Origin of the sequence: Enterobacter sp. TMH.L2 (genome assembly GCF_050847315.1) — a bacterium.
Taxonomy (GTDB): domain Bacteria; phylum Pseudomonadota; class Gammaproteobacteria; order Enterobacterales; family Enterobacteriaceae; genus Cedecea.
This window is the reverse complement of record NZ_CP193791.1, coordinates 2,860,888-2,885,446: the sequence shown is the minus strand read 5'-3', so window position 1 is coordinate 2,885,446 and position 24,559 is coordinate 2,860,888. Positions and strand designations below refer to the sequence as shown.

Sequence of the window (24,559 nt, the reverse complement as noted above, 5' to 3'; positions counted from 1 at the left end):
ATGACCATAGAGCATTTTACCTGGCGGATTCAGGCTGCGAGCCAACCCACGCTCAGCAGTAAGGATACTGTCAGAACGGCCCAGTTCGGCGATGGATACAAGCAGGTCAGTGGGGCCGGGTTGAATGATGAGGTACTTAATTATGCCTTTTCGTTTACTGGCGATCCTACTACGGCCAGAGAAATTTATGCGTTCCTCCGGAGGCATAAGACCAAATCATTCACATTTACACCACCTGGTAGTGATTTATCGCTCTGGCGTGTTGAGGCAGATAGTCTCCAGCGCGTCACCCTCAATAAAAAAGTCGAAACCGTTACGGCAACTTTTGAACAGGCATTTGCACCATGAGTCTTAACAGCGATTATCAAAAATTAGAGCCGGGCAATAGTGTCCGGCTTTTTGATGTGGATGGAACTGCTTTCGGTGTCAGCGATGTGCTGCATTTTCATGCGCACAATATTGCTCATACGCCGGAGGAAATAACGGCAGCGGGAGGCGATGAGATGAAGCTGCCTGCAAAATCCATCTGGTGGCAGGGACGAGAATACAAAGCCTGGCCCTGCCAGATAGAGGGTATTGAAGCCTCAACGGATGGCACCAGTGCGCAGCCTAAGCTGTCAGTTGCGAACCTGGACAGCTCCATCACGGCACTTTGTCTTGCTTATGATGATCTGCTGCAGGCGAAAGTCACGATTCACGATACGCTGGCCAAATACCTTGATGCGCAAAATTTCCCTGCCGGGAATGCTACAGCAGACCCTACGCAGGAAAAGCTGAAGGTGTTCTACATTGATGCTAAAAGCAGCGAAACGAACGAAGTAGTCGAGTTCACGCTTTCCAGCCCGATGGACCTGCAGGGGTTGATGATTCCGACGCGCCAGCTGCATGCGCTCTGCACCTGGTGCATCCGGAATAAGTACCGTACCGGCGACGGCTGTGATTATACCGGAACGCGATATTTCGATAAGCATAATAACCCTGTTGACGACCCTTCGCTTGATGAGTGTAACGGTACGCTCACGGCCTGCAAGCTCCGGCATGGAGACGGTAATGAGCTTCCGTTTGGCGGATTCCCCGGTACATCCCTTCTCAGGAGCTGATATGCGCCAAAAAACGATTGATGCCATTATGGCCCACGCTGCATCTGAATATCCTCAGGAGTGCTGCGGCGTAGTTGCGCAGAAAAGTCGCGTTGAGCGTTATTTTCCCTGCCGTAATATTGCTGATGATCCAACAGAGAATTTTCATCTTTCCCCAGAGGATTATGCCGCAGCTGAAGACTGGGGGGCGGTGATTGCCATTGTTCACAGCCACCCGGACGCGACGACACAGCCTAGTGAGCTGGATAAAGCTCAGTGCGATGCAACGCTGCTGCCCTGGCATATCGCCAGCTGGCCAGAAGGTGATTTGCGGACCATCCAGCCGCGCGGGGAGTTTCCCCTGCTTGAGCGACCGTTTGTGCTCGGCCACTTCGATTGCTGGGGCCTTGTGATGAGCTATTTCCGGCAAACACACGGGATTACGCTGACTGATTACCGTGTTGATTATCCATGGTGGGAAGACAGCTATTCTGACAATTTTTATCAGGATTGTTGGTATGAATGCGGCTTCCGTGAGTTCGATGGACCGCCCCGGCCTGGCGACATGCTGATAATGCAGGTGCAGGCCAATAAGTGGAACCATGCCGGCATCCTTCTGGAGAACAATATGCTTCTACATCATCTTTATGGACATTTGAGTAATCGTGTTCCATACGGAGGGTACTGGCAGGAAAGGACGATGAAGGTTCTGCGCTATAAATCTCTGTGCTAATCTTTCCAAAATTATTCAAGGGAATAGCATATGAAAAAAATCCTCATCTTTCTTTTCGTTTTCGGTTTGTTCGGCTGCTCTACTGAGCCAGTATTACCTCAAAACGCAAAAGAGGTCCAGGCACCACCTCAATTCCATGAAAAAGAAAATACATCTGCAGTCACAATTGTTCGTGATAAAGGTTTTGTCGCTGGAGGTTGCGCGATCACATCTTACATAAATGGAATTAAGCTAGCGGAGCTAGAAGCCGGGGAAAAGGTAACAGCTTATTTGCCAGCAGGAGAGGTTAATATTGGGGCAGGTTTTTCAGGTCGTGGATTATGCAGTAACCATCCAAAAAAAGAACGGGAGTTTATAATTAAAGAAAAATCATCTAGGACTCTTAGGATATTTACAGACCAAGGTGCCAACATAGATATTCTTCCAATGACAGTGAATTAAACACCTTAAAAATTAAAAAGCCTCCTTCTGGAGGCTTTTTAATTAAGGATTAAAAATGCAAGAAATAATGACACGTATAGAGCTTGGTGGTGTACTGGGTAAAACGTATGGGAAAATTCATTACCGCTTAATCAGAACAACTCATGAGGCAACTCGGGCGCTAGCCGCCACGATTAAAGGTTTTGAGCAGTATATGATTGCAAGTCAGCGTCGTGGATTAACGTATGCTGTTTTCAAGGGGAAACAGAACATCAGCGAAGATGATCTCAGCTTTCCGGTTAAAGAAGATATTATTCGTATCGTTCCAGTAATTATTGGTAGCAAAAAGGCTGGGATATTTCAGACGATACTTGGCGCAGTACTTGTTGCTGTTGGTGCGGTATTAAGCTTTACTCCGCTTGCTGCGGCATCACCATATCTTATTTCAGCGGGTGTAAGTATGGTGGCCGGTGGTGTAATCCAGATGCTGTCACCTCAACCAGGCGGTTTAGCCAGTAAACAATCAGCCGATAACAAAGCCAGCTATGCCTTTGGTGGTGTGACTAACACTGCAGCTCAGGGATACCCAGTACCGCTACTTTATGGGCGAAGACGAATTGGCGGGGCAATTATCTCCGCAGGGATTTACGTCGAAGACCAACAGTAACTTTCCGATTCTTTCAGGCCACCGTTCGGTGGCTTTTTTTATGGGCGCAATATGGAAACTGAAACCATTATCAAAGGCCGCAAGGGCGGCAGTTCCAGCGCGCGAACCCCTACCGAGCAGCCAGATGATCTGCAGTCCGTTGCTAAGGCAAAAATACTGATTGCACTTGGAGAGGGAGAGTTTGCTGGAAACCTTACCGCGCGTGATATCTACCTGGACGGGACGCCGCTTGAAAACTCGGATGGCTCGCAGAACTTCAGCGGTGTCGCATGGGAATTTCGTGCCGGCACACAGGCACAGAATTATATTCAGGGTATTCCAGGCACTGAGAATGAAATCAACGTAGGAACTACAGTTTCCAGCGATACGGCATGGACCCATACTTTTACCAATACACAGCTCTCCGCTGTTCGTCTACGACTGAAGTGGCCGTCGCTGTTTGAGCAGAAAGACAACGGAGATCTGGTTGGTTATTCGATTAACTATACCATTGAGCTGCAGACCGATGGTGGCACATGGAAGACAGTTCTGAATACCAGTGTTACCGGCAAAACGACCTCTGGTTATGAGCGCAGCCATCGAATCGACTTACCGCAGGCTGGAAGCACCTGGACGGTGCGCCTGCGTAAACTCACCGCAGATGCCAACAGTGCGAAAATTGGCGACACGATGACACTGCAGAGCTACACCGAAGTGATCGACGCAAAGCTTCGCTATCCGAACACCGCGCTACTGTATGTTGAATTCGACTCAAGCCAGTTTAACGGCTCCATTCCGCAAATATCCTGCGAACCGCGCGGTCGTGTTATCCGCGTTCCTGATACTTACGACCCTGAAGCCCGCACCTACAGTGGTACATGGACCGGGGGGTTTAAGTGGGCATGGACGGATAATCCAACGTGGATTTTTTACGATCTGGTTGTCAGCGACCGTTTTGGATTAGGTGACAGACTCACTGCTGCCAACATAGATAAGTGGACGCTTTATCAGGTTGCACAATACTGCGATCAGGCTGTGCCAGATGGTAAAGGTGGCAACGGTACTGAGCCACGTTATATCTGCAACGTATACGTTCAGGACAGAAACGATGCCTATACCGTTCTGCGGGATTTTGCAGCCATCTTCAGGGGAATGACATGCTGGGGTGGGGATCAGATTGTAGCGCTGGCGGATATGCCCCGTGACGTGGACTACATCTACACCCGCGCGAACGTTATTGACGGGCGCTTTAACTACGCGAGCAGCACGTCAAAAACGCGATATACCTCAGCTCTGGTATCGTGGTCCGATCCGGGCAATGCCTACGCAGATGCGATGGAGCCGGTCTTTGAACAGGCACTTGTGGCGCGCTATCGTGGATTTAACCAGCTCGAAATGACGGCTATCGGCTGTACCAGGCAGTCAGAAGCGAACCGAAAGGGGCGCTGGGGGATTCTGACCAACAATAAGGACCGTGTGGTTTCGTTCGATGTTGGACTGGACGGTAATATACCGCAACCTGGTTACATCATCGCTGTTGCAGATGAGCTGCTTTCCGGTAAGGCGATGGGAGGCCGCATAAGCGCGGTTAATGGTCGTGTTATTACCCTTGATCGTGATTCCTCTGTTGCTGCAGGCCATCGTCTTATGGTTAACCTGCCATCCGGCGCATCACAGAGCCGGACGATACAAAGCGTCAATGGTCGGGCTATAACAGTGACCACAGCATACAGCGAAATACCAGAGGCAGAGTCTGTCTGGGTTGTGGAGTCTGACGAACTTTATGCACAGCAGTACCGTGTTGTGAGTGTATCAGACAATAACAACGGCACATTCACTATCTCTGCGGTATACCATGACCCTGATAAATACGCCCGAATTGATACCGGTGCGATTATCGACCAGCGTCCGATCAGCGTTATTCCACCAGGTAATCAGGTAGCGCCGGGCAATATCGTGATCAGCTCTTTCTCTGTCGTGCAGCAGGGTATCAGTGTGGAAACGATGCGCTGCAGCTGGGACCAGGCACCTAACGCAATTTCCTATGAAGCGCAGTGGCGTCGCAACGACGGTAACTGGGTTAACGTGCCGCGCAGCTCTACCACCTCGTTTGATGTGCCGGGGATTTACGCAGGCCACTACCTAGTGCGTGTGCGCGCTATCAACGCTGCGGAAATTTCCAGTGGGTGGGGTTACTCAGAAGAAAAAACGCTGACCGGCAAAGTCGGCAACCCGCCGAAGCCTGTAGGCTTCACGGCCACGCCAATTAACTGGGGTATCAGCCTGGCATGGGGGTTCCCGGCGAATACCGGCGACACGCTGAAAACTGAAATTCAGTACACGCTACATAATGATTTTTCAGATCCGATACTGCTCACCGATGTTCCTTATCCCCAGGCGACTTATACGCAAATGGGACTCCGGGCCGGACAGGTTTTTTATTACCGCGCGCAACTGGTGGATAAAAGCGGGAATGAGTCTGGCTGGACGGATTGGATCCGGGGGATGGCAAACGATAATGCCGACGATTACCTGAAGGATATTGCTGATGGTTTTCTGACTGCGGACGACGGTAAACAGCTTACAGATAAAATTGACTTTGGCCTGCAGGCTCAGCTTGAAGAGGCACTGAAGAGTGGGGACATTGTGCGGCAGCAAAACCGGCAGCACGGTGAAGCGAGAGCCCAGATCGCGGAAATATGGACTACTCGCGCTGACGATCAGGAGGCATTTGCTCAGTACACCCGTGTTGTCGAAGCTACGTTTAAAGGCCAGTCGGCCCGGATACTGACAATAGAGCAAGCACAAAGCAATTCTGAAGAAGCTTTCTCGCAGTATCAACAGCAGGTATCAGCGAAGTTTGCAGATCAGCAATCAGCTATTGATCAGAAATACACCGCTTATGCGAAGGCCGACCAGGCTACAGCAATTTATACGCTTAAAACTGGTGTGGAGTTCAACGGTCAGTATTACGACGCGGGTCTTTCTGTTGCGACCATAGCAAATGGGGCCGGGATTATTACTCGTGTAGCCATCAACGCTAACCAGTTCGTGATGTTATCCGGGCCCAATGGTGCTCAGTATTCACCGTTCTCGGTTGTTAACGGTCAGGTGTTTATAAATAGCGCGATGATTCAGGAAGGAACCATAAAAAATCTGATGGTGGGGGATTTATGGTCGACAACCTGGGATGGAAATACTCAGGGCTGGGCAATTACAAAGAGTGGTTATGCGGTATTCAACAACGTCACAATACGCGGGCATGTGGAGGCATCTAGCGGTTCGTTCACCGGGACAATCAATGCCACTGATGGTGTGTTTTCCGGCACAGTGCAAGCTCGTTCGTTTGTGGGTGATATCGCCAACGGCGGGGCGTTCCCGGTTCCTCCGCGTCAAACCGGGCTACCAATGGCGCAAACCAATTTGACTTACCATGATTCCACAGCCCAGGCGCAGCCCAAAACCATCATGGTCACTGTATCTGTTAAGGCTATTGGCACGAATCAGAATGCATGCCCTGTAATCATTAGCATAAATGGCGTGGAAAAGATCTTTACTGTGTTTGTCACCTCAACTGCTGTGGGTAATACACCAACCACTGGATCGGCGGTGTTCACATTGACTGGCGTAACGCCTGTCTCAGTCCCGCTAAGCGTTCGCGCTGGTGGTGCGTCCATTACCGTGGATGAGTTAGTGGCTTCAGTGCTGGTGGTTCGCGGCGGTGGCACCTTCTCTTAATCGCAAGGGGCTACGGCCCCTTTTCTTTATCGCTAACTCGTTTGCATAAAAACATGAGGGCCGAAAGGCCCTTTTTTAATGGAGGGGAATATGGCTCAAGGTACACTTACGCTGACGAATGGATCTGCAGCAGTCACCGGGAGCGGCACGGCGTTTGGCACACAAAACCGTGTTGGCGACTTCATGGTTGTCGTGATTGGTGGCATGTCGTACTCAGTTACGATAGGTTCTATTCAATCACCTACGGCATTAACGCTAACCGAGATTTTCTACGGTCCAACCACTGCAAATTTGGCCTGGGATGCCGTGCCGTTAAATGCCGTAACGGCTATCCCATACCAATTGGGCGTTCAGCAGCTAAAAGCGCTTCGCCTGATGAATTTAGAAAGCGACAACTGGCTTCAGCTTTATACCGGTGTTGGCAACATTACGGTAAACATCCCGGACGGCAGACAATACACTGGTCCATCACTTAACTATTTCGCTTCATTATTAAAAACGTTCGACAAATATTCTTTTTTATACTCCCCGAAAGGGGGGTACAGGATAGTCCTCGGTGATGATGGATTATTCCAGATACAGGACGGATGGGGAGTTAATAAGCCAATCCCGGTGACTGCAGGTGGTACAGGCGCAGCCGATGCGGGACGCGCACGCATGAACCTTGGTCTGGGTGATGGCAATTTAGTGACTCATGGAGGACTACGGCTCGATACAACAGCCAGTGCAGTGCAAAATGGCGGTGTTTTTGAGTCCCGCAGGCTGAGCGATGACGGCACTGCTATTGTGTCGATGGCACGCATGTATCATGAAGTGCAAAGTGAAGCGGCAAAAGCGACAATCCACGTAACAAATGGCCGGGAAAAGCATAGATATTTTCAATTTGATGAGAATGGGCTTTTTTCCGGGGTTGATAATATCAATGTTGCAAAACAAATTTCATTCCCTGAATTAAATGATGTCGCGAGACTGGCTTTTGGTGGCGTAGTAGCAGGGGCTTCTGGGGCGATGTCGACCGCTAAAGTTCAGGGTGGGTCGTGGGGTAACTGGCGTAGCATGGGCGCCGGAACAATCATACAGTCGGAGGTAACAGGCGGGGCTTCAACTGTATGGAAATCGGTCGAATGGGGCCGGGATTGGGGCTCTTGCATGAGCACCGTTATTGCAGCGGATAATAACCACGCGACGGCTCTCATTGTGGGTGGCTTCCAGTCAACGTTCTATGCAAACGGCACGGCCCAGGGTAACTGGGTAAGTGCGTCTGACCTGCGTTTAAAAGCCAATCTCAAACGCATAGAAACCCCGCTGGAAAAACTGTCATCCCTGGTCGGTTATACCTATCTCAAGCGCGGAAATTTGGTAGAAGATGAGCACTCCTATTATTCAGAGGAGGCGGGTTTAATCGCACAGGACGTTAACGAGGTGCTGCCCGAGTGCGTGTATGAGTACGGTGAAGAAAAGATGCTTGGCGTTAACTACAATGGCGTGGCCGCGCTACTGGTTAATGGCTTCAATGAACTAACCGAGACCGTGAGGCGGCAGGGGACCCGAATAGAAGAACTCGAAGCACTGTTAGCGAAAAAGTAAATTTCCCATCCTGCCAGACCCTTAGCCGATCGTGCCTCTTCTACTGTTGATTCCTAAAAATTCCAAAATATACTGTATGTATAAACAGTATTTGTTGGGGTGAAATATGCCACGTCGTGATGATATTGAAGGAGCATTTTGGAAGGCTTTGAGGATAGAGGAAAACGGCCGGCGCACGGTCACTACTGCTGACTTTGTGAAAGAGTTGAACAAAGTGAACTGGCGGTGGAGCCTGAAACAAGCGAACGACTGGATTGAGAGCTTTGTTAGCACCTTCAAAGACGTATCGACAGAAGAGGGTGAAGCCAGGACATTTATGGTTTACAACCCTAACGGAGGGCTTTGATCATGGGTTTTCCATCGCCAGCTCAGGACTATGTAGAGAGCCGCATTTCTCTCGACCGCCAGCTAATCAGCAGGCCAGCTGCAACTTACTTCATGCGCGCATCGGAAACATGCCTGCGCGCCGGGATCATTAAAGGGGCTCTGCTGGTTGTCGACACGGCTGCCACGCAGTGTGATGGATCGATTCTGGCCTGCGCAATAGACGGGGAATTTCGTTTGCGCCGGCTGCGGCTCCACCCGCACAAATATCTTGAACGGCTAGATACTGGCACCCGGGAAAACCATGGATCAGATGATGAGCCACTGGACGTGTTCGGCGTTGTGACGTACATCATCAACGATGCCCGCCTGGAAGAGTTTGACGATAATCCCTGTATGTAGATCGCCGGCGGCAATTCCCCCATTTATCCCCAACCATTCCCCAGGAAAAAATCAGGCATAAAAAAACCAGCCGTAACAGGCTGGTTTTCAATGTTTATTTGGTCGGCACGAGAGGGTTTGAACCTCCGACCCCCGACACCCCATGACGGTGAGTGACCGTCTTAAGGGCTGTTATGTGCTGGGAGCGGTCGTTCAACTATTTTTTTGACATGAAGCCGCGCGCTCATGGGCGTTCGGGTTATTCCGTCCAAGTAAATACCATTAACTGAATGGAAACGGTTTTTCTAATTATTCATTGAATCTCAGGAGAAATCGGAATGTCAATAAAACGCACAGTAACAACCCGCGAAATCTATTTTAATGCGCCGCGCGGGTGAATTGGGATAGCAAAGTATCTGAAAAGGAAAGCCCCGCGAGATTGCGAGGCAACTAGCGCACACTATTCAGCGGTTGTGTTAGATTGCTGAGCGTTCTCATTTTTTCCGTTATTAAGCTGAATGTTTGGCTGCTGGAATAATGAACCTTGCAAATTTTTAAACGCTCCATCCACAATCTCGTTTCTAGATTTTTGTGGCAATGCCCAAGTACAAATGCCATAGACAATGACAGCGAAGGTTATGGTGGCGAAAATGCTGGCAAACCCATTCCAGTACCATCCTAACGAGCGGGAAACACGCCCACGTTTGCGTGCTTGGGTGATTTCAACCATACGATGAAAATTGAGGATAGCATCCTCTTCAGCCTTCCTTAATTCGCTCTCACGTGATGCCTTCATAGTCTGTATTTCTGCTTTCAGCCGTTCTATTTCAACGTCTTGTAAGTTAGCTCCGGCTAACTGTGCATCGTACTCAAGCCTGATGTCAGCATCAATCTGGTCTGTTAAGTTTGTGACGATGGCTTCAGCTTTCTCTTTGTAAGACTCGATTCGGCCAGGCGTATGAACTGTCTGCTCATGAAAGATCTTCAGCTGGGTATTAATATAGCCTTCTGTGCATTCGCCGCTCCTACGCAACTTCTCTGCGTATTCATTTTTGTCGTGCTTATAGAGCGCGTAAGCTAAAAAGCCTGAGGTGTCATCTTTTCCTGTAACTAATTGAGTAAAAACCCAGAGCTTTTCCATTTGGCTTTTTCCGCAATAAAAAAGCGCCGAAAAAGGCGCTTTAATCAACTAAAGTAAAATTATCCTTTGGCTGCAATTGACCTGAATGCGCGATCCATCATCACTCGCGCATTATCTCGTGATCTCTGCATTGAGGCAGAACCAGAAGACATCGAAGCAGCAGGCTTAGCAGGGGCGCTATTTTGTGCTAATGCACTGCGAGCAATGTCAGCCTTGCGGGTATCTGACAGCGGTCGAAGTTCATATTTAGCCATTTATCCTCCCCATATATCCAACGGTTATCCACAATCAAACACTGTTGATCATTCTGTGGATAGTTTACCACAAACACCGTTAAATGCCATGTACAGAATTGTCAAGCACTTAAAAAACAATAACCACTATATGTAGGTGATTTTATTTCAAGTACCTCTAAATGTAGTGAGTAGTAGACCTGCTCCACGAGAATTCACACATCAGGCTGTTAGCAATGTCGGCTCCTCGCTCACGGCGGACCTTTAGCTCAGACAGGGGTGTCCGCTCCGTTTCAGAAGTGGGCGTTGTTTACATCAAAATGAGTTAATCAGCCAGGAACAGGTTAAACCTTCAGTACATGTTAACAGCGTTTACGGATATTTCGTTGCCCACACTAAATTATGTTGGCGTTCCCACCGTCGTGACACGACGCTGAATGTGCCCAAACACACAGGAAACAGAAAATGAACGTGAAAACTGAGATTTGAAACTTTGGCAATCTAGGGACGAAAACGAGCGCACCGGTTCCGATGCGGAAAGGGTTGCAGATATTGCGTGGGAGCAGGGGTTACAGCTTCACCGCAATCGGCAGGAACATTATCAGCGAGTGATGTACCTCATTGGTCATCGCAATATCGGCTAACTTATACAGGCCGCGCATGCGGCCTTGTTTAGTCTGGACTGAACATCAACTTCGTTTTTTCGAATCTCTGATGAGATTTTTGAACACCCTTTAATCAACGGAGAACAGGCCAGTATCATCGATAACTTTTTCAAAAATAGACCAATAATAAACTTAGATGCAATCGTATTCACTTCGATGATTGTTCTAGATGTGTATATAACCATTGAAAGAGCTCTCTAATTTCGTGAATAATTAAATTTAAATAATTCAAGGATATTATAATGTTATTTCCATTATTTAGTGAAAGGGTCGGTGTTTTATCAATAATAGTTTTTAAAGTTTCAGCTGATGTCATTCTACTAATGTCTCCATTAGTATGAGCTACGCAATTCCTTATCTTGTTAAAATCAATCATGAATTGCCATTCTTGTGACAGGCCAAAGTTTATACTCATTAATTTTGTTATGTAATTTTTTGCCTTATTAATGCCATCACCATTAAAATCAGTTACTGATATATTGGTTTGTACTATTTTCTGACATATATTACAATAGTCGTTTAGATTGTGCTCCAAGCATGAATATAAAGATACTAAAGCAGATTTATTAAAAATATTTGGCTGTATGTTAACCAAGAAATCATATTGCTCTGAATAATAATCACCTAAGTAATCAATATAATCATCCGAAGCATCTTTCGTTTCATCTTCATATGCTTTTTTTAATTTCGACACGTCAACTCTATTTTGACCACCTACTCCTAGGATGTATTTTTCGAAATCATCAAGCTGCGCTTCAAGTGAATGTTTGGATAACTGTGCGAAAAGCTTGTTTTTATTCATTTGCATGCTATTCCTTTTTAAGTATGAATTTTACACTAAAGACATTGCGCATTGTAACTTATCATTTTTATTTGTGGAAATATTTATTATTTTTACTAAGTAAAGGTAAAACAATGGAAATGTCCGTTTCTCGCTCATAGCGGACCTCAGCGGTATTAAAATATTTACCATTGAGGTTTGCCACTAGCGACAAAATGTTGAATGCACTGGGGTAAAAAATTTAATTAATGGTTAAATACTCTTCCCCAAAACTAAAATTAAAAATAGCGATTTCAGCAAGTTAGCACGTGATGATTTTGGTGTAAAATCAAACATTGGTAGTCGATAATAATCATTAAAAACGTTATATTATGATGTTTTTGGCATGTAATGCTGCGTCATTAGTATCGTCCTAGGCCACGAATATGAACTAGGTATATCAAGTCACACAAAGTCAGTGGTAAGGATCTGGTTTTCAGTGATTATTTGGTCTGCATGAGAGTCTGAACCTGCGACCCCCGATGACGGATGGCAGTAAAGTGTTGGTATATTAAGTGTTGATAAGTCGGTAACTTGTTGATTTTTAGCATTGCTATTTTTTCTGTTTATACCATGCCTACAAGTTAACTTATTGATTTATTGTAATTATAGTGCGGTCTTGAAAACCGAAGATAAATCTACTTATCCAACAACGCCACTGACATAGCTTCCAGACGGCTAATCTGTGTGTTCAGCTCCTTAATTATTGAATCTGGTGTCAGATCCTTATCACTCTGGATAAAATCACGGATTGACTTCACTTGGTGTGCCCTGATTTCCAATTCGTTAATGATATCTATACCATCTTCTTCACCGAACTCATCAATTTCATCAGTTTCAAACTCAATGAATGTATATGGTGGTTTGTGGTAGATGCGGGTGATGCCATTAGGTTGCCAATCATCACCAGTAACGACTTCAGCATCAAAAGGTACTGTATCCTGTAGGTCAGTTAATTTTTTTATAAGCTCTGAGGTTTTCAATGTTATCTCGCTCTTTGACATACGAATGTGGGAAATCTGGTTATCAAAACTCTAAGATTATTATACAAAAACAATAGCTTATAACTACTACCAAAAATGATAAATTAAGAGGGAAAAAGCATTTTTATTGTTTTAAAATAACACGATAGAGAAGAAGACTAGATCTACTGCTGCGTCATATGGAATGGTTCGAAGCGGCTGACCTGATCGTTAAGGGTATGGAAGGCGCTATCGAAGCTAAGACCGTAACCTATGACTTCGAGCGTCTGATGGATGGCGCTAAGCTGCTGAAATGTTCAGAGTTTGGCGACGCTATCATTAAACACATGTAATCAGCGCCGCTGGTGATGTGACAACGGGAACCTTAGGGTTCCCGTTTTTTATTGTTCGGTTTTGGATGATGGTTACAACCCCCTGCGCCAAAAGAACCTTGGGGCTGCCTGAATATGAGGCAAGGTGTTTGTTTTAAGATTTTAGCCGATGATTGTAAAAAAATTGCGGGGATAAGTATGAACGGTATTCGGGAAAGGTTAAGCATTGCCGCGGGACAGTTTGCTCCGGTTCGCGGCAATATTGAAGAGAATATGCGCTGTCACGAATTGCTGATTACTTTGGCCGCCTCGGCAGATGTAAACCTGATCATTTTTCCGGAGCTTTCTTTAACGGGTTATGAGCCTGAGCTAGCTGAAAAATTGGCTCTCACCGATGAGTCCTGCCTCCAGGCGCTTCAGGCATTGGCCGACCGCCATGAGATGACCATTGTGGCGGGGGCACCTTTGTATGTGCAGGATAATAAACCGGCCATTGGCGCATGTGTCATTTCTGCCGGGCAGCCAATTTCTTATTATCGAAAAATGTATCTTCACCCCGGAGAGTCTGATTACTTTTCATCCGGCACAGCGGCGTGTGTTATTACGGCCCGCACGTTTAACGTCGGCGTGGCTATATGCGCAGACGCCGGGCAGCCGAGGCATGTAGAACAAACGGTGCAGATGGGCGCTAATATTTATATTAATTCAGTTTTGAGCGCAGGCGGCTATGAGAAAGATACCGATGTGCTTAAAAGCTACGCCAAATATTACGCAATGCCTACGCTAATGGCCAATTACTGCGGTACCTCAGGCGGTTGGAAGCCAGTCGGGAAAAGCGCCGCATGGAATGCAAAAGGCGAACTTATTGCTCAGGCGCCAGAGGATCGTGCCGCCCTGGTCATTATGGATTTCAAGGACGGCGAGTGCGCCGGGAAAGTGATTTGCCTCAGCTGAGAGCAATATATTTACTGCAGTTTTATAGCGTGAAGGATTAATTTCCGCTCTGTGCCAGGAGCGGACCTTTCACACTTCTGCTTATGTGGTCAAAATCGGTATGCTCCTAATATTTATAGTATTTAAATCAATAGGTAAGATAAGATGAAGGTTGATTGGAGTTTCATTTAGTTACATAGGCTCAACGTTCAATTGATAATGGACTCAGAAGTTATCACTGCCAGGGTTCATTTTAAAACTCAGGAAAGGGAATATCAGATGCCATCTGTATACACGCTCAATGAGCTGCTCGGGTTGCTTGTGTTTTCAGGAAAATATCAATTTCTCCACAATGATCTGGACAGCATGATCATTGCATGGGCTGAAGATCAAATTATCGAAGGAAATGATTCGGACACTCTTTTAATCCTCGCTTCACTGGGGCTTGATAATCAACCTGTACGGGCCGAGGTTGAATTATATATGTCACGGTACATGGCAGAGCAGCAGATAAACCTACCACCGCTAAAAACAGCAGCATTGGTCTGGATCAAGCTATTTATGAGTCAACTTTCCCAATGCGCTTCCATCCATGATGTAGAGCAGAAAATGTATTTTCTGGTGTGTCATTGGCTTGAACCTGACGTAAAGATTTTCACTGCAGTGGTCGATACCTTGAAATCGCTTTACTGGCATCTCTTTGATGAATGGGAGGGACCTGGAACAAGCGAAGCCGTAAGGATGGAGGAGTCAGAATTCTTTGAGTTTATTAATCGTGCAATGTTGCCCTATTCACGTAAAATTGAGAACCCAGATTGGTTGGATCTGCTTGTTCGGTAATTTTTTCCAGTATCCTGAAAGGTGTGACCTTAACCTAGTTAATTGATACATCGTGATGTTAGTAATTCCTTAACCAGTCGTGAGAACAATTGCGAACTTCCGCTCCTCGCTCACAGGAGTCGCTCCTAAAGGTTTTCCATATAATGAAACGCTTTCATTAACTCATCTTCTGTAAGTGGCGATACCAAACTCGCCCCTGTATCTTTCTCAACCTTCATCAATATCTCCCTGCGGGTTATGCCCAATCTATTCGCAACATGGTTAGCGCAACTCCGTGCGTGTGACGCTCTATGCGTAAGAAGGCCTTCTGCGGCTAGAACTTTTCTTCTTGATGACGAATGTGACATTGATTCCTCCTTTAGCCTAAATTACTCCCCATATAAGCATTATGCGATAAGAAAAATAACGATGTTTCTCGCTAGCTTCAACCGGGAAACACCGTAAGCGCAATTTCGTAAACGGCAAAAGCTGAAGTTGGCAATAGTGTCCACTGTTCGCTCATAACCGCCTGATGCTATGCGGGGGATTTAGTGTCAGAATTGGATATGGCTATTCTGCTGGGATAACAGCCCCATGGAACGCTTCTTCCGCAGTCTGAAAACAGAATGGGTGCCAACGAATGGTTACGCAGGCAAGGACGATGCCCGGCAACAAATCAGTGGTTATATTTTGAACTATTACAATAGCGTCAGACCTCATCATTACAACGGAGGGCTAACGCCGGAAGAATCAGAGAACAGATAACGGTCTTACTGTAAAACTGTGGCCAGTATTACTTGACCACTACAGTTAAATACGTTATCCGCCAACCTGAACAATTACGTAAAGCAATCCGTATTGCAAAGCATGCGCTCAGCGAAGGGGTTCTGGCCGAAATTGATGCAACGGATGACAGGAATCAATACAGCTTTCAAGAGTGTGCTGAAAAGATGATATGGGGCGATATCGTCGATTACCATTTTGTTTGTAGGCACTGTGGAACTAAGTTTGTATTAGGTGCTGAAACTTACCATGGTAGCGGTGGATATTGGTCGCCCGAGAATGAAAAGCCATCGGAAATAATTGACTAACTTCCGCTCCTCGCTCACACCGGACCTTCAGCTTCATTGGCTCGTCCGCCAAGTGCCAGGAGTAGATATAGCTCACTTCTGCTTATGCAGCCCAAATAGGTATTTCACTAGATTCTGTTTGAAATTGCATGAGCCATAAGATCATTCAACCTGCTAACAGGGGGATAATTCCCAACCCCTATCCCCCGCAACCAGCCAATGCGTTAGCTCAATCTGGCTGAGAAACACCTCATCGTGTGACACCACCATCAGGGTGCCCTGATACTGATTGAGGAAAGATTCCAGCGTATGCAGGGATACAATATCCAGATGATTACTCGGTTCATCGAGCAATAAAAAGCTGGCGGGCGAGTCAGCATAAATTAGCATTGCCAGCGCAGCTTTAAGTTGTTCCCCGCCGCTAAGTTCGCCACAGGGTAATGACACACGAGATGCATCCAGCCCAAGCTGGGCAAGTTGCATACGCAGTTGGGATTCCCCCACCTGAGAGTTCACCGCCAGAAGTTGCTCAAGTGCCGTTTTTTGCCGATCCAAAATGGACATCTGCTGGTCAAGATAAGCGGTTTTAGCCCAGACCTCACGATGACCAGACACTGACGGCAACAGACCCGCTAAGGTTTTTAATAATGTTGATTTACCGCATCCGTTGGAACCGACAACACCGATCCGTTGCCCGCCGTTAATGGTCAGCGTTATCTCGCGAAAAGAGGCAGGAACAAAAGGTAAAACGGCCTCGTCAAGGGTGGCGACCTTCTGCGGTAATGCCCCGAATGTAGAGGTGATGTGCATGGCGATGTGCGTAGATACCTCAATTTGCTTTATGGCTTGCTGCACCTGCTGGCTGAGCAACGCCCGCGCTTGGGTTTGCTGCTTTATCCGTTTTCCTGCTGAAGTCTCACTCCGGCCTTTTTGACGGCCCAGCAATATTTTTGCCTGATTCGCATTCTTACCCTGCCGGGTACCCCGGGATCCGCGTTTTTCAAGTCGTGCGCGTTGTTCACGCAGCACCTGCTCTTCGCGCTTACGCTCGGTTTTGAGGCGTTCCAGGTTTTGCGTGGCGGAGGCAGTCTCCTGCGCTTTCATTTGCTGGTAAAAATCATAGTTGCCGCCGTAGCTGCGTAAACCGAGCGACGATAGTTCGACCATTCGCTCCATCTGCTGCAGCAACGTCCGGTCATGACTGATGAGCAAAAGACCACGGGGCCATTGGTGCAACTGCCGCATCAGCGTCAGTCGGCTGGCGGCATCCAGATGGTTGGTAGGCTCATCAAGGATAAGAAAATCTGCCTCAGATAGCATCGCGCCGATCAGTGCTACCCGCATGGCTTCTCCGCCACTCAGCTGATTGACCGCTGAACCCGGCGAAAGATAACCCAATCCCGCGGACTCTAACTGCGCCTGCAGCCGCTGGCGAAGGTCCCAATTATCACCCACAAGGTCAAAATCAGTCGGGTCGGTGCTGCCTGCTTCAATGCGATCTAGCGCGGCTAACTGGCTGTCGACTCCCGCAAGCATCGCCACGCTATGATAATGGTGCGGGGTCAGATGCTGCGCCAGATATCTGACACGACCTGAGCAACTACACTGGCCGGAAGTCGGCGCCACCTGGCCTGAAAGAATTTTAGCCAGCAGGCTTTTACCCACGCCATTTCTACCGACCAGAGCAGTATGTCGGTGGTCAAATTGTTCAGTGAGATCTGAGAAAAGGCGTTTGCCATCAGGCAATACAAATGAAACGCGATCGAGCGTAAGAATAGAATTCGTCATGCGATAATCCTGAAATTAATGCACCAAAACAGCCCCGAGGGAAACTGCATAAAGGCCGTCAAAGATGACGGTGGGCATTAATTGCGCATTGGACGAATACCTCTAAAGAGACGTGAAAGTGGGCCGATTATAAAATTGCCAATTTCTGTCTGTCAAATGACATCCAGCGACCAGACCACGGTATTAGATACAACGGGCAGGGAGCAATGTCGGTTTGTTAAACCTTACACCACAGATGGAGATGCCGTGGATGTTCATTATGTTGACGCCTCTTACGAGGCCCGGTGCATCTCTGGCGCAGCATTTAAGCGCCAATGTGCTAAGTTTAACGCCACTATCGGTTGCTTATTACAGGAGTAAATAAGTGAACATCGACTGGCACAGTGCGGTATTAACACGCTCGACTGTAGTGGATAAAAACTACAAAAATACACAAAACGTTCGCCGTTTCATGATGGGTGAGTGTGGGCCGCATTTTCGGTTTGATCGTGAATTTATGGCATGGATACGAAATGGCGTGCCCAAAAATTTGGGTGATGTCGTTGATGAGTGGAGGCGCAGACATTCATTCTAGAGAAGGAACGCCCGCGTTTCACATTGCGGAGTCCCTCTGGTTCACGCCCGTCCGCATCGCACGCAATCAGCCGCTAATCTAATCACTAATAAGGCGCTCAGCCTGAATCGTCCGTTTAGCCAGTTTCTTTTGCAGAATAATAACGATAACTGGAAACCCTGATGCGGAAATGGCACATAGCACCAGCAACATATTCATATTCTGGGGCGCTATTTCATCAGTGGGTAAGAGAAAGGCTGTCAGGAAAAATGCGGCAGTAGTCATCAGGTACATGATTGATGTCTGCAGGGAAGCGAATCCCGCCCGTTGCCCGTTATCTGGAAACTGAATGGTAAGCGCCGAGGATGAAACCAGGCGGCTGTATGATGCCCCGAGAAATAAAATAATAAATAACGCCGAATGCGGATAGCCCAGAGCGGGAATTAGCAAACTCAGTATAAAAATGAGGGTTGCGCCAGTAGCCAGACTCGAAGCAGAAAAACGAGAAGTTAATGCGCCAGTCATTTTGCTAGACAGGTATCCGGCAATGCCTCCGGCGAAGAACAGCCAGGACAACTGCTCCAGTGAAGCACCCAACTGCCGGGTCATTAATGGCACCAGAACCGGGATGACCAGCATCGGGCTAAACTGCACCAGCGCATTACCCGAAGCGAACAGGAGAGTATTTCTATCGAGGGGCAGAGCGGGGGGCGTGTCACAGGAGACCTGATCCCGAGGGATAAAGAAGACAATAAGTGGCAAGGTTAATAAACACAGGGTACTGATTAACCACAAAGCGGCATGCCAGCCATAATGAGTACACAGAAATAATATCGTGGGCATGCCTGCAATGCTTACTATCGAATATGACGCAATCACCGTTGCCAGCATTTTTCCGCGCAAGTTAGCCGGGGCGTGATTGATCAATATGCTAATCCCCACTCCCATTGTCGTCCCTCCCACCAGGCCCGCACAGAATCGCAACGCCAGCAGAAGGTTAAAACTGGCGGTGAAAGTAGTCAAAAACGTCAGCAGGCCCAGCAGCGCCATATTGGCGATTAAAAAACGTTTCTTGTTGAAATGACCGATCCAGTAAAAGGCAATAATGCCCGACAGGACGGCCCCGGAGGTATACATCCCGGAGACATAGCCTGAGAACGAGACGGGAACTAAGAAATCAGCAGCCATAAAAGCAAAAACAGGGTTGAACATCATGTATTCCAGCGCGTTAGTGAACTGGATAAAAGCCATGATAAGCGCTATCGGCATAAGGGATTTATCGTTAAATGTCTGTGTAACCGGTGGCATAGCAGGCGCCTGTGAGTGAAAGATGCCTGAGTTTAACGGCTATCAATACTGGTGATTAGGTGGTAAAAATGGCACTTATTATTATCATTTATGGGATAACGGATGCGTCCGGCGCTTGATTTTAATACCCTGAAAGTGTTCATTGCCGTGGTTGAAAAAGAAAGTTTTGTTGGGGCATCAAAAGTGCTTGAGATGCCGACATCCAACGTGAGTCGCTGTATCTCTCAGTTAGAAGAAAAACTGAATCTGCAGCTCATTGAGCGCAGCACCCGGCATATGAAACTCACTCAGGCTGGGCACTTGCTTTATACCCGCGCGAAGCCATTGGTGGAGGCGCTCGAGCAAACTGAGACAGAATTAACTTTGCGGCAAGTGCAACTCAAGGGCCCGCTGCGCCTGTGTATTCCTAATGAACTAGGTCCTGCATTGCTGGGGGCTGTTATTGCCGATTTCGCCTGCCGACACCCGGACCTGGAAATCAGCTGTGTCACAAATTTGTCCGGGTTGGAATCTCTGCGCGACGATCTGGATTTAGCTATCATTGTTAGCCGCGGCAAGTTGGATGACAGTGACTACATTGCCCGCCACCTGTTGACTATCCCTTGTACGGTTGTTGCAGCCCCGGCCCTCATTCAGCGCTATGGTACGCCCGAACGCATACAGCAATTTGAAGAATTACCCTGTATTACAACGGTCAGTGCGCTGAAAGGCGCGCCCTGGCAGTTCGTCAATAAAAAGGGAGGATTCGAGACTATCAGGGTGAAAGGTCATTATCGGGTCAACAGCGGAGAGATGGCAGGGCGAGCGGCGGTAGCAGGTGTCGGGTTTGCCATTCTGGCGAAGCAAGCCTGCCAGCCCTGGATTGACGATGGCCGGTTAATCGAAATTGAGTTCGAACACTCGGCAGCCCCATTACAACTGTTCGCCCTTTATTCCGATCGGCGCTATTTGCCCGGTAAAATAAGAGCGCTGATTGATTTTATGCATCAGGAATTAAATCATATAAGTTAAGCTTGAAAAGCCGCAGGAATCAATGAGCCTCTAAACACATAATCTCTCTTTCTCGTTCATAGCTGCAGCGTATTCTCCATACTGTTGTCGGATCGACTATTTGATAACGTTTTCATGGTTTGCCAGAAAATTTCTGCGACTTGTGGCTCATTATGCATAAACTATACGATCTCTGCCGCTTCTCTTGGCCCTATATAATGCTTTATCCGCTGCGGCCAGAGCATACGATGAAGAGCTGTTCATCTGTTTAACGGCAGCACCAATGCTGAGAGTTATAGTCTCTCCGTTACCATCTTTGCATGAAACTGAGTCTTTTATTTCATTGATAACGGCTTCAGCAGCCATGTTATTAAAAATAATTACAGCAAATTCCTCGCCGCCTGATCGTGAGATGAATATATCCTTTGAGAGGAAGTGACTCAGCTGTAAGCCGATGTTTTTAAGCGTTATGTCGCCAAAATCATGCCCGTAAGAATCATTTATTTTTTTGAAGTGATCAATGTCGATAATACACAGTGTGCCATATTTAGCATCAAGCTCCCTTAGCTTCATATTAAGATGTCTTCTATTGGGTAATCCTGTAAGTTCGTCAGTTAATGAAAGATCTATCGCAGCTTTATAATTATTATTAATATACTTAATAAATCTCTTGAAGGAAAGAACAATAATAAACATGGCTGGTGCATAAAGCACTGCTGCTATTAAAGAGGTCGTATCGCGATCTAAAATTTCCACTCCACCAGTCAGCGAGGCTAAGCTTGAGTTTAAAAGAAGGAATAACGCAATTCTGAACGACGCTATGTATTTTTCTTCTGATTTAATATGAAAGGATTTTCTGATGAACCATGTTAGCAGGGAAATGGTGCAAGCATTGATAAAGAAATAAAAGTTAAGTCTGCTGACGCTACCCATTGTCAATGTTAAAATCAGGATTATTGCTGTCGCACCGCAGACATAAGCGGTAATCATTCTGTAAAGCAGTCCTTGAGCTGACTCTGCCTCCTCAATAAGTTTGTCATGTATTTTAAAATTCATTTGAAGACCTTAACCGCATGCATAACTCGGAGTGTTATTTAATCACATTACCAGTAGGTTGTTAATCATCTTTGGCAAAGACAAATAGTTAGAAATATTGCTGTTTAGCCGAAGTTTAAGGATTATGTTATTTTTCTGTTATGTTGGGCTGGAAACAAGCGAGTGTTTATATAATTTTTTCTTCGGCTTGTGTTCCGGCTAAATGTATCCTTCCTGGACCAATTTCAGCTATCTGTACGCCGCACATCCGGATGCTTTTCACTCGCCGCTTCATGGTAAATATCTCCGAGCCAGCCGGGGAGCTCTTCTTCCGTTAGCCATCCCGGGATAACCACATCATAAATCCGGGAATATTTGCCCTCGTTAGGATCAACGCGATAAAGCAGCCATTGTTCACTGACTTTCTTTACGCCCAAACGCCTACCAAAGACATCAAAGTGCAGCATACTTTCCCCTGGCGTGCTCCTATATTTATTAATGATAATCGCTACCGGGCCTGTTGAACAGGCCAGTATTTAGGGGGCATTTTTCCTCTTGTAAAATTCAGACATAAAAAATCCGCGAAATGTTACGGAGTTGTATCAATGAGTTATTTGCCGACGTCGCAAAAGGGCGGGGGATTAGGAAAAGATCCCAGTTTTGTCTGAGTTCTCTTGTGCTAGTTTAGAAAGACAGGGAATTTCATTTATGGAGTGAGTATGGACAAGGACAAGCACGTCTCCGAGGAGCTTCATCCTGAAACGTTGCAGGTGATCGGGGCGGCTGTCGTGCAACTGCTGGCGCGTAAAGAGGCGCTATCGCGGGAGTCGATAGCCGACATGATACATAAGCTGTATGCCAGTGGCCTGGATGACGTAGCGGTGCAGAGGGCGGTTGATGTCCTGATCCTGGGGTAAACGTGTGTTCAGGGCCCTCTATTAGTACGCTATTTTTATACTGCTTTGGCTAATAATCTTCAGTTTTAAACTGATTGTCTTCAAGTGACATGAAGATGTTAAAATTGCAGTTGATTATCATTATCATAAAAGGGATTGTTTATGAATAAGACGCTTATCATCTGCGCTATGTTGTTAACCGCCCACGCCTATGCCGCGAACAAGCCTGCTTCGGAACTCGTCTGGACCGAGGCGGAACAAGACCCGGGCTGCTACGGGAATGTGTGTGTGAGTAATGAAGAAAAGAAACCTCAAAATATGTACGGCAAGCTTGATAAAGGTGACCAAAAGCTGCTGTCCGATCCTTATTCTAAATACGATCGCGATAACAGCAACAGTACCGCCCGGGCTGGCGTGACGTTTAAATGGGATTAAACTCGCTGCTAATTTAAAAAGTGAGAGCCAGATGGCTCTCACCGTTGAGTCACTTGCCGACAATGCGCTGAAAAAAAGATACTGTGTGAACCTATCTTTATCATCAAACAGAAATATCTCCTGTTTTCCGTCACAGCTCTGGTAAATTACCCCGTCCACACCCGTTTTTCGATGATGCCCTGACGGGCCATTCCTTCAAATATATTGTTTAAAATGCAGCTAACACTGGGTTGATGATCCATTCTGATGGCTTCGCCTGTATTTCAATCCCAAAAGGAGAGGGAGAATACTTCATGTCTACGCGACTGACTGAATACCAGAAAAAATATCCCAATGCGCAGGTATGGGCATTTGGCGATTCGCCTGAGCTGGCCGACGAGCTGGTGGATTTAGTTTTGAAGGGCCGCAAAACAGCGACATGTTCTGCGGCATCTGCCTATGAGAATGGGGAAGAGGCTCCCGTACCCGGCGGATATAGCATTATTCTTAACGGCAGCGGTGACCCGGTTTGTGTTATCCAGACGCTGTCTTTAACGACTCTTAAATTTTCACAGGTCAGTGCAGAGCAGGCCCGTAAGGAGGGGGAAGGGGACTTAAGCCTCTCGTACTGGCGGCGAGAGCATCAGATATTTTTTGAAAGAACTGGTGAGTTTTCTGAAGAGATGCCCTTAATTTTTGAAGAGTTTATGCTGGTGGAACGCATCCCACAGGAAGGGAGCCTGTAACGTGAACTGTTCCAAAAAGCGTGAAAATTGTTTTGCTATTTTTAGTCGTCGATGGCGTTAAATGCTACTGTAAGATCAAACAGATAAGCCGGAGGCGAGATGGATAAAAAAGCAAAAGATGAAGCGCTGTACCAGGAGATGTGCCGCGTGGTGGGTAAGGTGGTGCTGGAGATGCGCGATCTTGGGCAGGAACCTAAACATATCGTGATTGCCGGGGTGGTCAGAACCATGCTGGCTAACCATAAAATCAAACGTTCCCCGCTGACCAGCGAAGCGATGGAACACGTGATCGAGGCGCTGGGCTATGAAGTGTAGCCGGTGCCTGGCGACATAATAACCCTTTCAGGAATTGCCTATGATTGCCAATATTCTTATCGGCCTGGTGGCCGTGATTCACCTTTATATTCTGGTGCTGGAAATGGTGCTTTGGGATAAACCGGCGGGGCGAAAGGCTTTTGGGTTGTCTTCTGAGTTTGCTCAACAGTCGAAAACTCTGGCGGCCAATCAGGGGTTGTACAACGGTTTTTTAGCAGCGGGATTGCTTTATGGACTTCTGGCGGCGAGCAGCGGCTATGAATTTAAACTGTTTTTCCTTATTTGCGTTCTGGTTGCTGGTTTATTTGGTGGTTTAACAGCCAGTAAAAAAATACTTTACGTGCAGGCAGCGCCTGCGGCATTGGCATTGATTGCATTATTCGCAGGAATATAATCGAAAAAACCCGGCAAACGCCGGGTCACCATAAGGCTATCATCATTAATATAATTGGTGATCGACCGGATCGTTTTTTGAGTGGTTCCGGCCCCTCCAGTGGAGGAGAAATATAGGCATATTTCGATAGCGGAATGAGGGTTCATCGAGCTACCGAAGGCAAGAAATTATCCTGAGTTGTTATGGTTGGCAAGTGCCGCATGATATTTTTTTCAACATTGAGTTATGAAACTAAAT

Annotated in this window: 27 protein-coding genes, 1 tRNA gene and 2 pseudogenes; 21 read left to right on the top strand and 9 right to left on the bottom strand. The window is 47.0% G+C overall.

All coding sequences use genetic code 11. The features are described 5' to 3' along the window. The 9 genes from ACREYP_RS13885 to ACREYP_RS13845 all read left to right on the top strand — a co-directional run bounded on the left by ACREYP_RS13885 (position 1) and on the right by ACREYP_RS13845 (position 8,929). Positions 1-348 carry a phage tail protein gene (locus tag ACREYP_RS13885; RefSeq protein ID WP_498532000.1) on the top strand — a complete coding sequence of 116 codons (348 nt, stop codon included), beginning with the start codon at positions 1-3 and terminating at the stop codon, positions 346-348. Beyond that, complete coding sequence (locus ACREYP_RS13880; protein WP_498532001.1) at positions 345-1,100, top strand: phage minor tail protein L; 756 nt, start codon at positions 345-347, stop codon at positions 1,098-1,100. The genes ACREYP_RS13885 and ACREYP_RS13880 overlap by 4 nt, the downstream gene beginning before the upstream one ends. A gap of 1 nt (position 1,101) precedes the next feature. Next, positions 1,102-1,812 carry a C40 family peptidase gene (locus ACREYP_RS13875; RefSeq protein WP_498880920.1) on the top strand — a complete coding sequence of 237 codons (711 nt, stop codon included), beginning with the start codon at positions 1,102-1,104 and terminating at the stop codon, positions 1,810-1,812. Between the two features lie 30 nt (positions 1,813-1,842). Further along, the gene (locus ACREYP_RS13870) at positions 1,843-2,253 is read left to right on the top strand and encodes a hypothetical protein (protein WP_498880919.1); all 411 of its coding nucleotides are present in this window, start codon (positions 1,843-1,845) and stop codon (positions 2,251-2,253) included. Between the two features lie 55 nt (positions 2,254-2,308). After that, positions 2,309-2,899: a tail assembly protein gene (locus ACREYP_RS13865; RefSeq protein ID WP_498532004.1), complete on the top strand. Its 591-nt coding sequence runs from the start codon at positions 2,309-2,311 to the stop codon at positions 2,897-2,899. Between the two features lie 51 nt (positions 2,900-2,950). After that, complete coding sequence (locus tag ACREYP_RS13860) at positions 2,951-6,616, top strand: TipJ family phage tail tip protein (RefSeq protein WP_498880918.1); 3,666 nt, start codon at positions 2,951-2,953, stop codon at positions 6,614-6,616. 90 nt (positions 6,617-6,706) lie between these two features. Further along, a complete protein-coding gene (locus ACREYP_RS13855) occupies positions 6,707-8,203 on the top strand; it encodes a tail fiber domain-containing protein (protein WP_498880917.1) in 1,497 nt (498 codons plus the stop codon). Positions 8,204-8,309: 106 nt separating this feature from the next. After that, entirely contained in the window at positions 8,310-8,549 is a 240-nt protein-coding gene (locus ACREYP_RS13850; RefSeq protein ID WP_498880916.1) for a DNA polymerase V, read from the top strand. A 2-nt stretch (positions 8,550-8,551) separates the two neighbouring features. Further along, complete coding sequence (locus ACREYP_RS13845; RefSeq protein ID WP_498880915.1) at positions 8,552-8,929, top strand: S24/S26 family peptidase; 378 nt, start codon at positions 8,552-8,554, stop codon at positions 8,927-8,929. A gap of 99 nt (positions 8,930-9,028) precedes the next feature. Here ACREYP_RS13845 and ACREYP_RS13840 read toward each other — a convergent pair. From ACREYP_RS13840 to ACREYP_RS13820, 5 genes are all read right to left on the bottom strand, one after another. After that, positions 9,029-9,110: transfer RNA gene (locus tag ACREYP_RS13840), tRNA-Leu, on the bottom strand. 258 nt (positions 9,111-9,368) lie between these two features. Beyond that, positions 9,369-10,049, bottom strand: coding sequence for a hypothetical protein (locus ACREYP_RS13835; RefSeq protein ID WP_498880914.1), 681 nt, complete (start codon positions 10,047-10,049; stop codon positions 9,369-9,371). Positions 10,050-10,108: 59 nt separating this feature from the next. Beyond that, on the bottom strand, positions 10,109-10,303 hold the full coding sequence (locus ACREYP_RS13830; protein WP_498880913.1) for a hypothetical protein: 195 nt from the start codon (positions 10,301-10,303) through the stop codon (positions 10,109-10,111). 792 nt (positions 10,304-11,095) lie between these two features. Further along, complete coding sequence (locus ACREYP_RS13825; protein ID WP_498880912.1) at positions 11,096-11,755, bottom strand: hypothetical protein; 660 nt, start codon at positions 11,753-11,755, stop codon at positions 11,096-11,098. A gap of 650 nt (positions 11,756-12,405) precedes the next feature. Beyond that, positions 12,406-12,750 carry a hypothetical protein gene (locus tag ACREYP_RS13820; protein ID WP_498880911.1) on the bottom strand — a complete coding sequence of 115 codons (345 nt, stop codon included), beginning with the start codon at positions 12,748-12,750 and terminating at the stop codon, positions 12,406-12,408. Positions 12,751-12,911: 161 nt separating this feature from the next. Here ACREYP_RS13820 and ACREYP_RS13815 point away from each other — a divergent pair. The 5 genes and pseudogenes from ACREYP_RS13815 to ACREYP_RS13795 all read left to right on the top strand — a co-directional run. After that, positions 12,912-13,082, top strand: a pseudogene (locus ACREYP_RS13815) (isocitrate/isopropylmalate family dehydrogenase); the annotation flags it as partial. A 114-nt stretch (positions 13,083-13,196) separates the two neighbouring features. Beyond that, entirely contained in the window at positions 13,197-14,015 is an 819-nt protein-coding gene (locus tag ACREYP_RS13810; RefSeq protein WP_083845844.1) for a carbon-nitrogen hydrolase family protein, read from the top strand. Between the two features lie 258 nt (positions 14,016-14,273). Continuing rightward, positions 14,274-14,834: a hypothetical protein gene (locus ACREYP_RS13805; RefSeq protein WP_336817733.1), complete on the top strand. Its 561-nt coding sequence runs from the start codon at positions 14,274-14,276 to the stop codon at positions 14,832-14,834. Between the two features lie 555 nt (positions 14,835-15,389). Then, positions 15,390-15,578: pseudogene (locus ACREYP_RS13800) on the top strand (integrase core domain-containing protein); the annotation flags it as partial. Positions 15,579-15,610: 32 nt separating this feature from the next. Further along, entirely contained in the window at positions 15,611-15,904 is a 294-nt protein-coding gene (locus ACREYP_RS13795; RefSeq protein ID WP_336817732.1) for a hypothetical protein, read from the top strand. 153 nt (positions 15,905-16,057) lie between these two features. On the opposite strand, the gene ACREYP_RS13790 is transcribed toward ACREYP_RS13795, so the two are convergent. After that, complete coding sequence (locus ACREYP_RS13790; protein WP_336817731.1) at positions 16,058-17,671, bottom strand: ABC-F family ATP-binding cassette domain-containing protein; 1,614 nt, start codon at positions 17,669-17,671, stop codon at positions 16,058-16,060. Between the two features lie 364 nt (positions 17,672-18,035). Between ACREYP_RS13790 and ACREYP_RS13785 the strand changes: the two genes are divergently transcribed. Next, positions 18,036-18,245, top strand: coding sequence for a DUF6434 domain-containing protein (locus ACREYP_RS13785; protein WP_071530482.1), 210 nt, complete (start codon positions 18,036-18,038; stop codon positions 18,243-18,245). A 78-nt stretch (positions 18,246-18,323) separates the two neighbouring features. On the opposite strand, the gene ACREYP_RS13780 is transcribed toward ACREYP_RS13785, so the two are convergent. Beyond that, the gene (locus ACREYP_RS13780; protein ID WP_336817730.1) at positions 18,324-19,532 is read right to left on the bottom strand and encodes an MFS transporter; all 1,209 of its coding nucleotides are present in this window, start codon (positions 19,530-19,532) and stop codon (positions 18,324-18,326) included. 102 nt (positions 19,533-19,634) lie between these two features. On the opposite strand from ACREYP_RS13780, the gene ACREYP_RS13775 reads away from it, so the two are divergent. Next, the gene (locus tag ACREYP_RS13775; protein ID WP_336817729.1) at positions 19,635-20,543 is read left to right on the top strand and encodes a LysR family transcriptional regulator; all 909 of its coding nucleotides are present in this window, start codon (positions 19,635-19,637) and stop codon (positions 20,541-20,543) included. A 150-nt stretch (positions 20,544-20,693) separates the two neighbouring features. Here the strand turns inward: ACREYP_RS13775 and ACREYP_RS13770 are convergent, their stop codons facing one another. Together ACREYP_RS13770 and ACREYP_RS13765 are read right to left on the bottom strand one after the other, a co-directional pair. Next, on the bottom strand, positions 20,694-21,578 hold the full coding sequence (locus ACREYP_RS13770) for a GGDEF domain-containing protein (protein ID WP_008456730.1): 885 nt from the start codon (positions 21,576-21,578) through the stop codon (positions 20,694-20,696). 224 nt (positions 21,579-21,802) lie between these two features. Beyond that, positions 21,803-22,024 (bottom strand): DUF7661 family protein, encoded by a 222-nt coding sequence (locus tag ACREYP_RS13765; protein WP_008456729.1) that lies wholly within the window; start codon positions 22,022-22,024, stop codon positions 21,803-21,805. Between the two features lie 252 nt (positions 22,025-22,276). Between ACREYP_RS13765 and ACREYP_RS13760 the strand changes: the two genes are divergently transcribed. From ACREYP_RS13760 to ACREYP_RS13740, 5 genes are all read left to right on the top strand, one after another. Next, complete coding sequence (locus ACREYP_RS13760; RefSeq protein WP_008456727.1) at positions 22,277-22,474, top strand: hypothetical protein; 198 nt, start codon at positions 22,277-22,279, stop codon at positions 22,472-22,474. Between the two features lie 141 nt (positions 22,475-22,615). Beyond that, positions 22,616-22,888: a hypothetical protein gene (locus tag ACREYP_RS13755; RefSeq protein WP_008456726.1), complete on the top strand. Its 273-nt coding sequence runs from the start codon at positions 22,616-22,618 to the stop codon at positions 22,886-22,888. 293 nt (positions 22,889-23,181) lie between these two features. Continuing rightward, the gene (locus tag ACREYP_RS13750) at positions 23,182-23,613 is read left to right on the top strand and encodes an ASCH domain-containing protein (protein ID WP_336817728.1); all 432 of its coding nucleotides are present in this window, start codon (positions 23,182-23,184) and stop codon (positions 23,611-23,613) included. A gap of 99 nt (positions 23,614-23,712) precedes the next feature. Further along, positions 23,713-23,928: a fumarate hydratase FumD gene (fumD, locus tag ACREYP_RS13745; RefSeq protein ID WP_008456724.1), complete on the top strand. Its 216-nt coding sequence runs from the start codon at positions 23,713-23,715 to the stop codon at positions 23,926-23,928. Between the two features lie 40 nt (positions 23,929-23,968). Next, positions 23,969-24,322, top strand: a complete 354-nt coding sequence (locus ACREYP_RS13740; RefSeq protein ID WP_008456723.1) for a DUF1304 domain-containing protein — start codon at positions 23,969-23,971, stop codon at positions 24,320-24,322. Positions 24,323-24,559 lie beyond the last annotated feature (237 nt).

What these genes read in the sequence shown, in the direction of transcription:
- ACREYP_RS13885 (WP_498532000.1), top strand. Translation starts at nt 1, where the DNA reads ATGACCATAGAGCATTTTACCTGGCGGATTCAGGCTGCGAGCCAACCC.
- ACREYP_RS13880 (WP_498532001.1), top strand. Translation starts at nt 345, where the DNA reads ATGAGTCTTAACAGCGATTATCAAAAATTAGAGCCGGGCAATAGTGTC.
- ACREYP_RS13875 (WP_498880920.1), top strand. Translation starts at nt 1,102, where the DNA reads ATGCGCCAAAAAACGATTGATGCCATTATGGCCCACGCTGCATCTGAA.
- ACREYP_RS13870 (WP_498880919.1), top strand. Translation starts at nt 1,843, where the DNA reads ATGAAAAAAATCCTCATCTTTCTTTTCGTTTTCGGTTTGTTCGGCTGC.
- ACREYP_RS13865 (WP_498532004.1), top strand. Translation starts at nt 2,309, where the DNA reads ATGCAAGAAATAATGACACGTATAGAGCTTGGTGGTGTACTGGGTAAA.
- ACREYP_RS13860 (WP_498880918.1), top strand. Translation starts at nt 2,951, where the DNA reads ATGGAAACTGAAACCATTATCAAAGGCCGCAAGGGCGGCAGTTCCAGC.
- ACREYP_RS13855 (WP_498880917.1), top strand. Translation starts at nt 6,707, where the DNA reads ATGGCTCAAGGTACACTTACGCTGACGAATGGATCTGCAGCAGTCACC.
- ACREYP_RS13850 (WP_498880916.1), top strand. Translation starts at nt 8,310, where the DNA reads ATGCCACGTCGTGATGATATTGAAGGAGCATTTTGGAAGGCTTTGAGG.
- ACREYP_RS13845 (WP_498880915.1), top strand. Translation starts at nt 8,552, where the DNA reads ATGGGTTTTCCATCGCCAGCTCAGGACTATGTAGAGAGCCGCATTTCT.
- ACREYP_RS13835 (WP_498880914.1), bottom strand. Translation starts at nt 10,049, where the DNA reads ATGGAAAAGCTCTGGGTTTTTACTCAATTAGTTACAGGAAAAGATGAC.
- ACREYP_RS13830 (WP_498880913.1), bottom strand. Translation starts at nt 10,303, where the DNA reads ATGGCTAAATATGAACTTCGACCGCTGTCAGATACCCGCAAGGCTGAC.
- ACREYP_RS13825 (WP_498880912.1), bottom strand. Translation starts at nt 11,755, where the DNA reads ATGCAAATGAATAAAAACAAGCTTTTCGCACAGTTATCCAAACATTCA.
- ACREYP_RS13810 (WP_083845844.1), top strand. Translation starts at nt 13,197, where the DNA reads ATGAGGCAAGGTGTTTGTTTTAAGATTTTAGCCGATGATTGTAAAAAA.
- ACREYP_RS13805 (WP_336817733.1), top strand. Translation starts at nt 14,274, where the DNA reads ATGCCATCTGTATACACGCTCAATGAGCTGCTCGGGTTGCTTGTGTTT.
- ACREYP_RS13790 (WP_336817731.1), bottom strand. Translation starts at nt 17,671, where the DNA reads ATGACGAATTCTATTCTTACGCTCGATCGCGTTTCATTTGTATTGCCT.
- ACREYP_RS13780 (WP_336817730.1), bottom strand. Translation starts at nt 19,532, where the DNA reads ATGCCACCGGTTACACAGACATTTAACGATAAATCCCTTATGCCGATA.
- ACREYP_RS13775 (WP_336817729.1), top strand. Translation starts at nt 19,635, where the DNA reads ATGCGTCCGGCGCTTGATTTTAATACCCTGAAAGTGTTCATTGCCGTG.
- ACREYP_RS13770 (WP_008456730.1), bottom strand. Translation starts at nt 21,578, where the DNA reads ATGAATTTTAAAATACATGACAAACTTATTGAGGAGGCAGAGTCAGCT.
- ACREYP_RS13765 (WP_008456729.1), bottom strand. Translation starts at nt 22,024, where the DNA reads ATGCTGCACTTTGATGTCTTTGGTAGGCGTTTGGGCGTAAAGAAAGTC.
- ACREYP_RS13760 (WP_008456727.1), top strand. Translation starts at nt 22,277, where the DNA reads ATGGACAAGGACAAGCACGTCTCCGAGGAGCTTCATCCTGAAACGTTG.
- ACREYP_RS13755 (WP_008456726.1), top strand. Translation starts at nt 22,616, where the DNA reads ATGAATAAGACGCTTATCATCTGCGCTATGTTGTTAACCGCCCACGCC.
- ACREYP_RS13750 (WP_336817728.1), top strand. Translation starts at nt 23,182, where the DNA reads ATGTCTACGCGACTGACTGAATACCAGAAAAAATATCCCAATGCGCAG.
- fumD (WP_008456724.1), top strand. Translation starts at nt 23,713, where the DNA reads ATGGATAAAAAAGCAAAAGATGAAGCGCTGTACCAGGAGATGTGCCGC.
- ACREYP_RS13740 (WP_008456723.1), top strand. Translation starts at nt 23,969, where the DNA reads ATGATTGCCAATATTCTTATCGGCCTGGTGGCCGTGATTCACCTTTAT.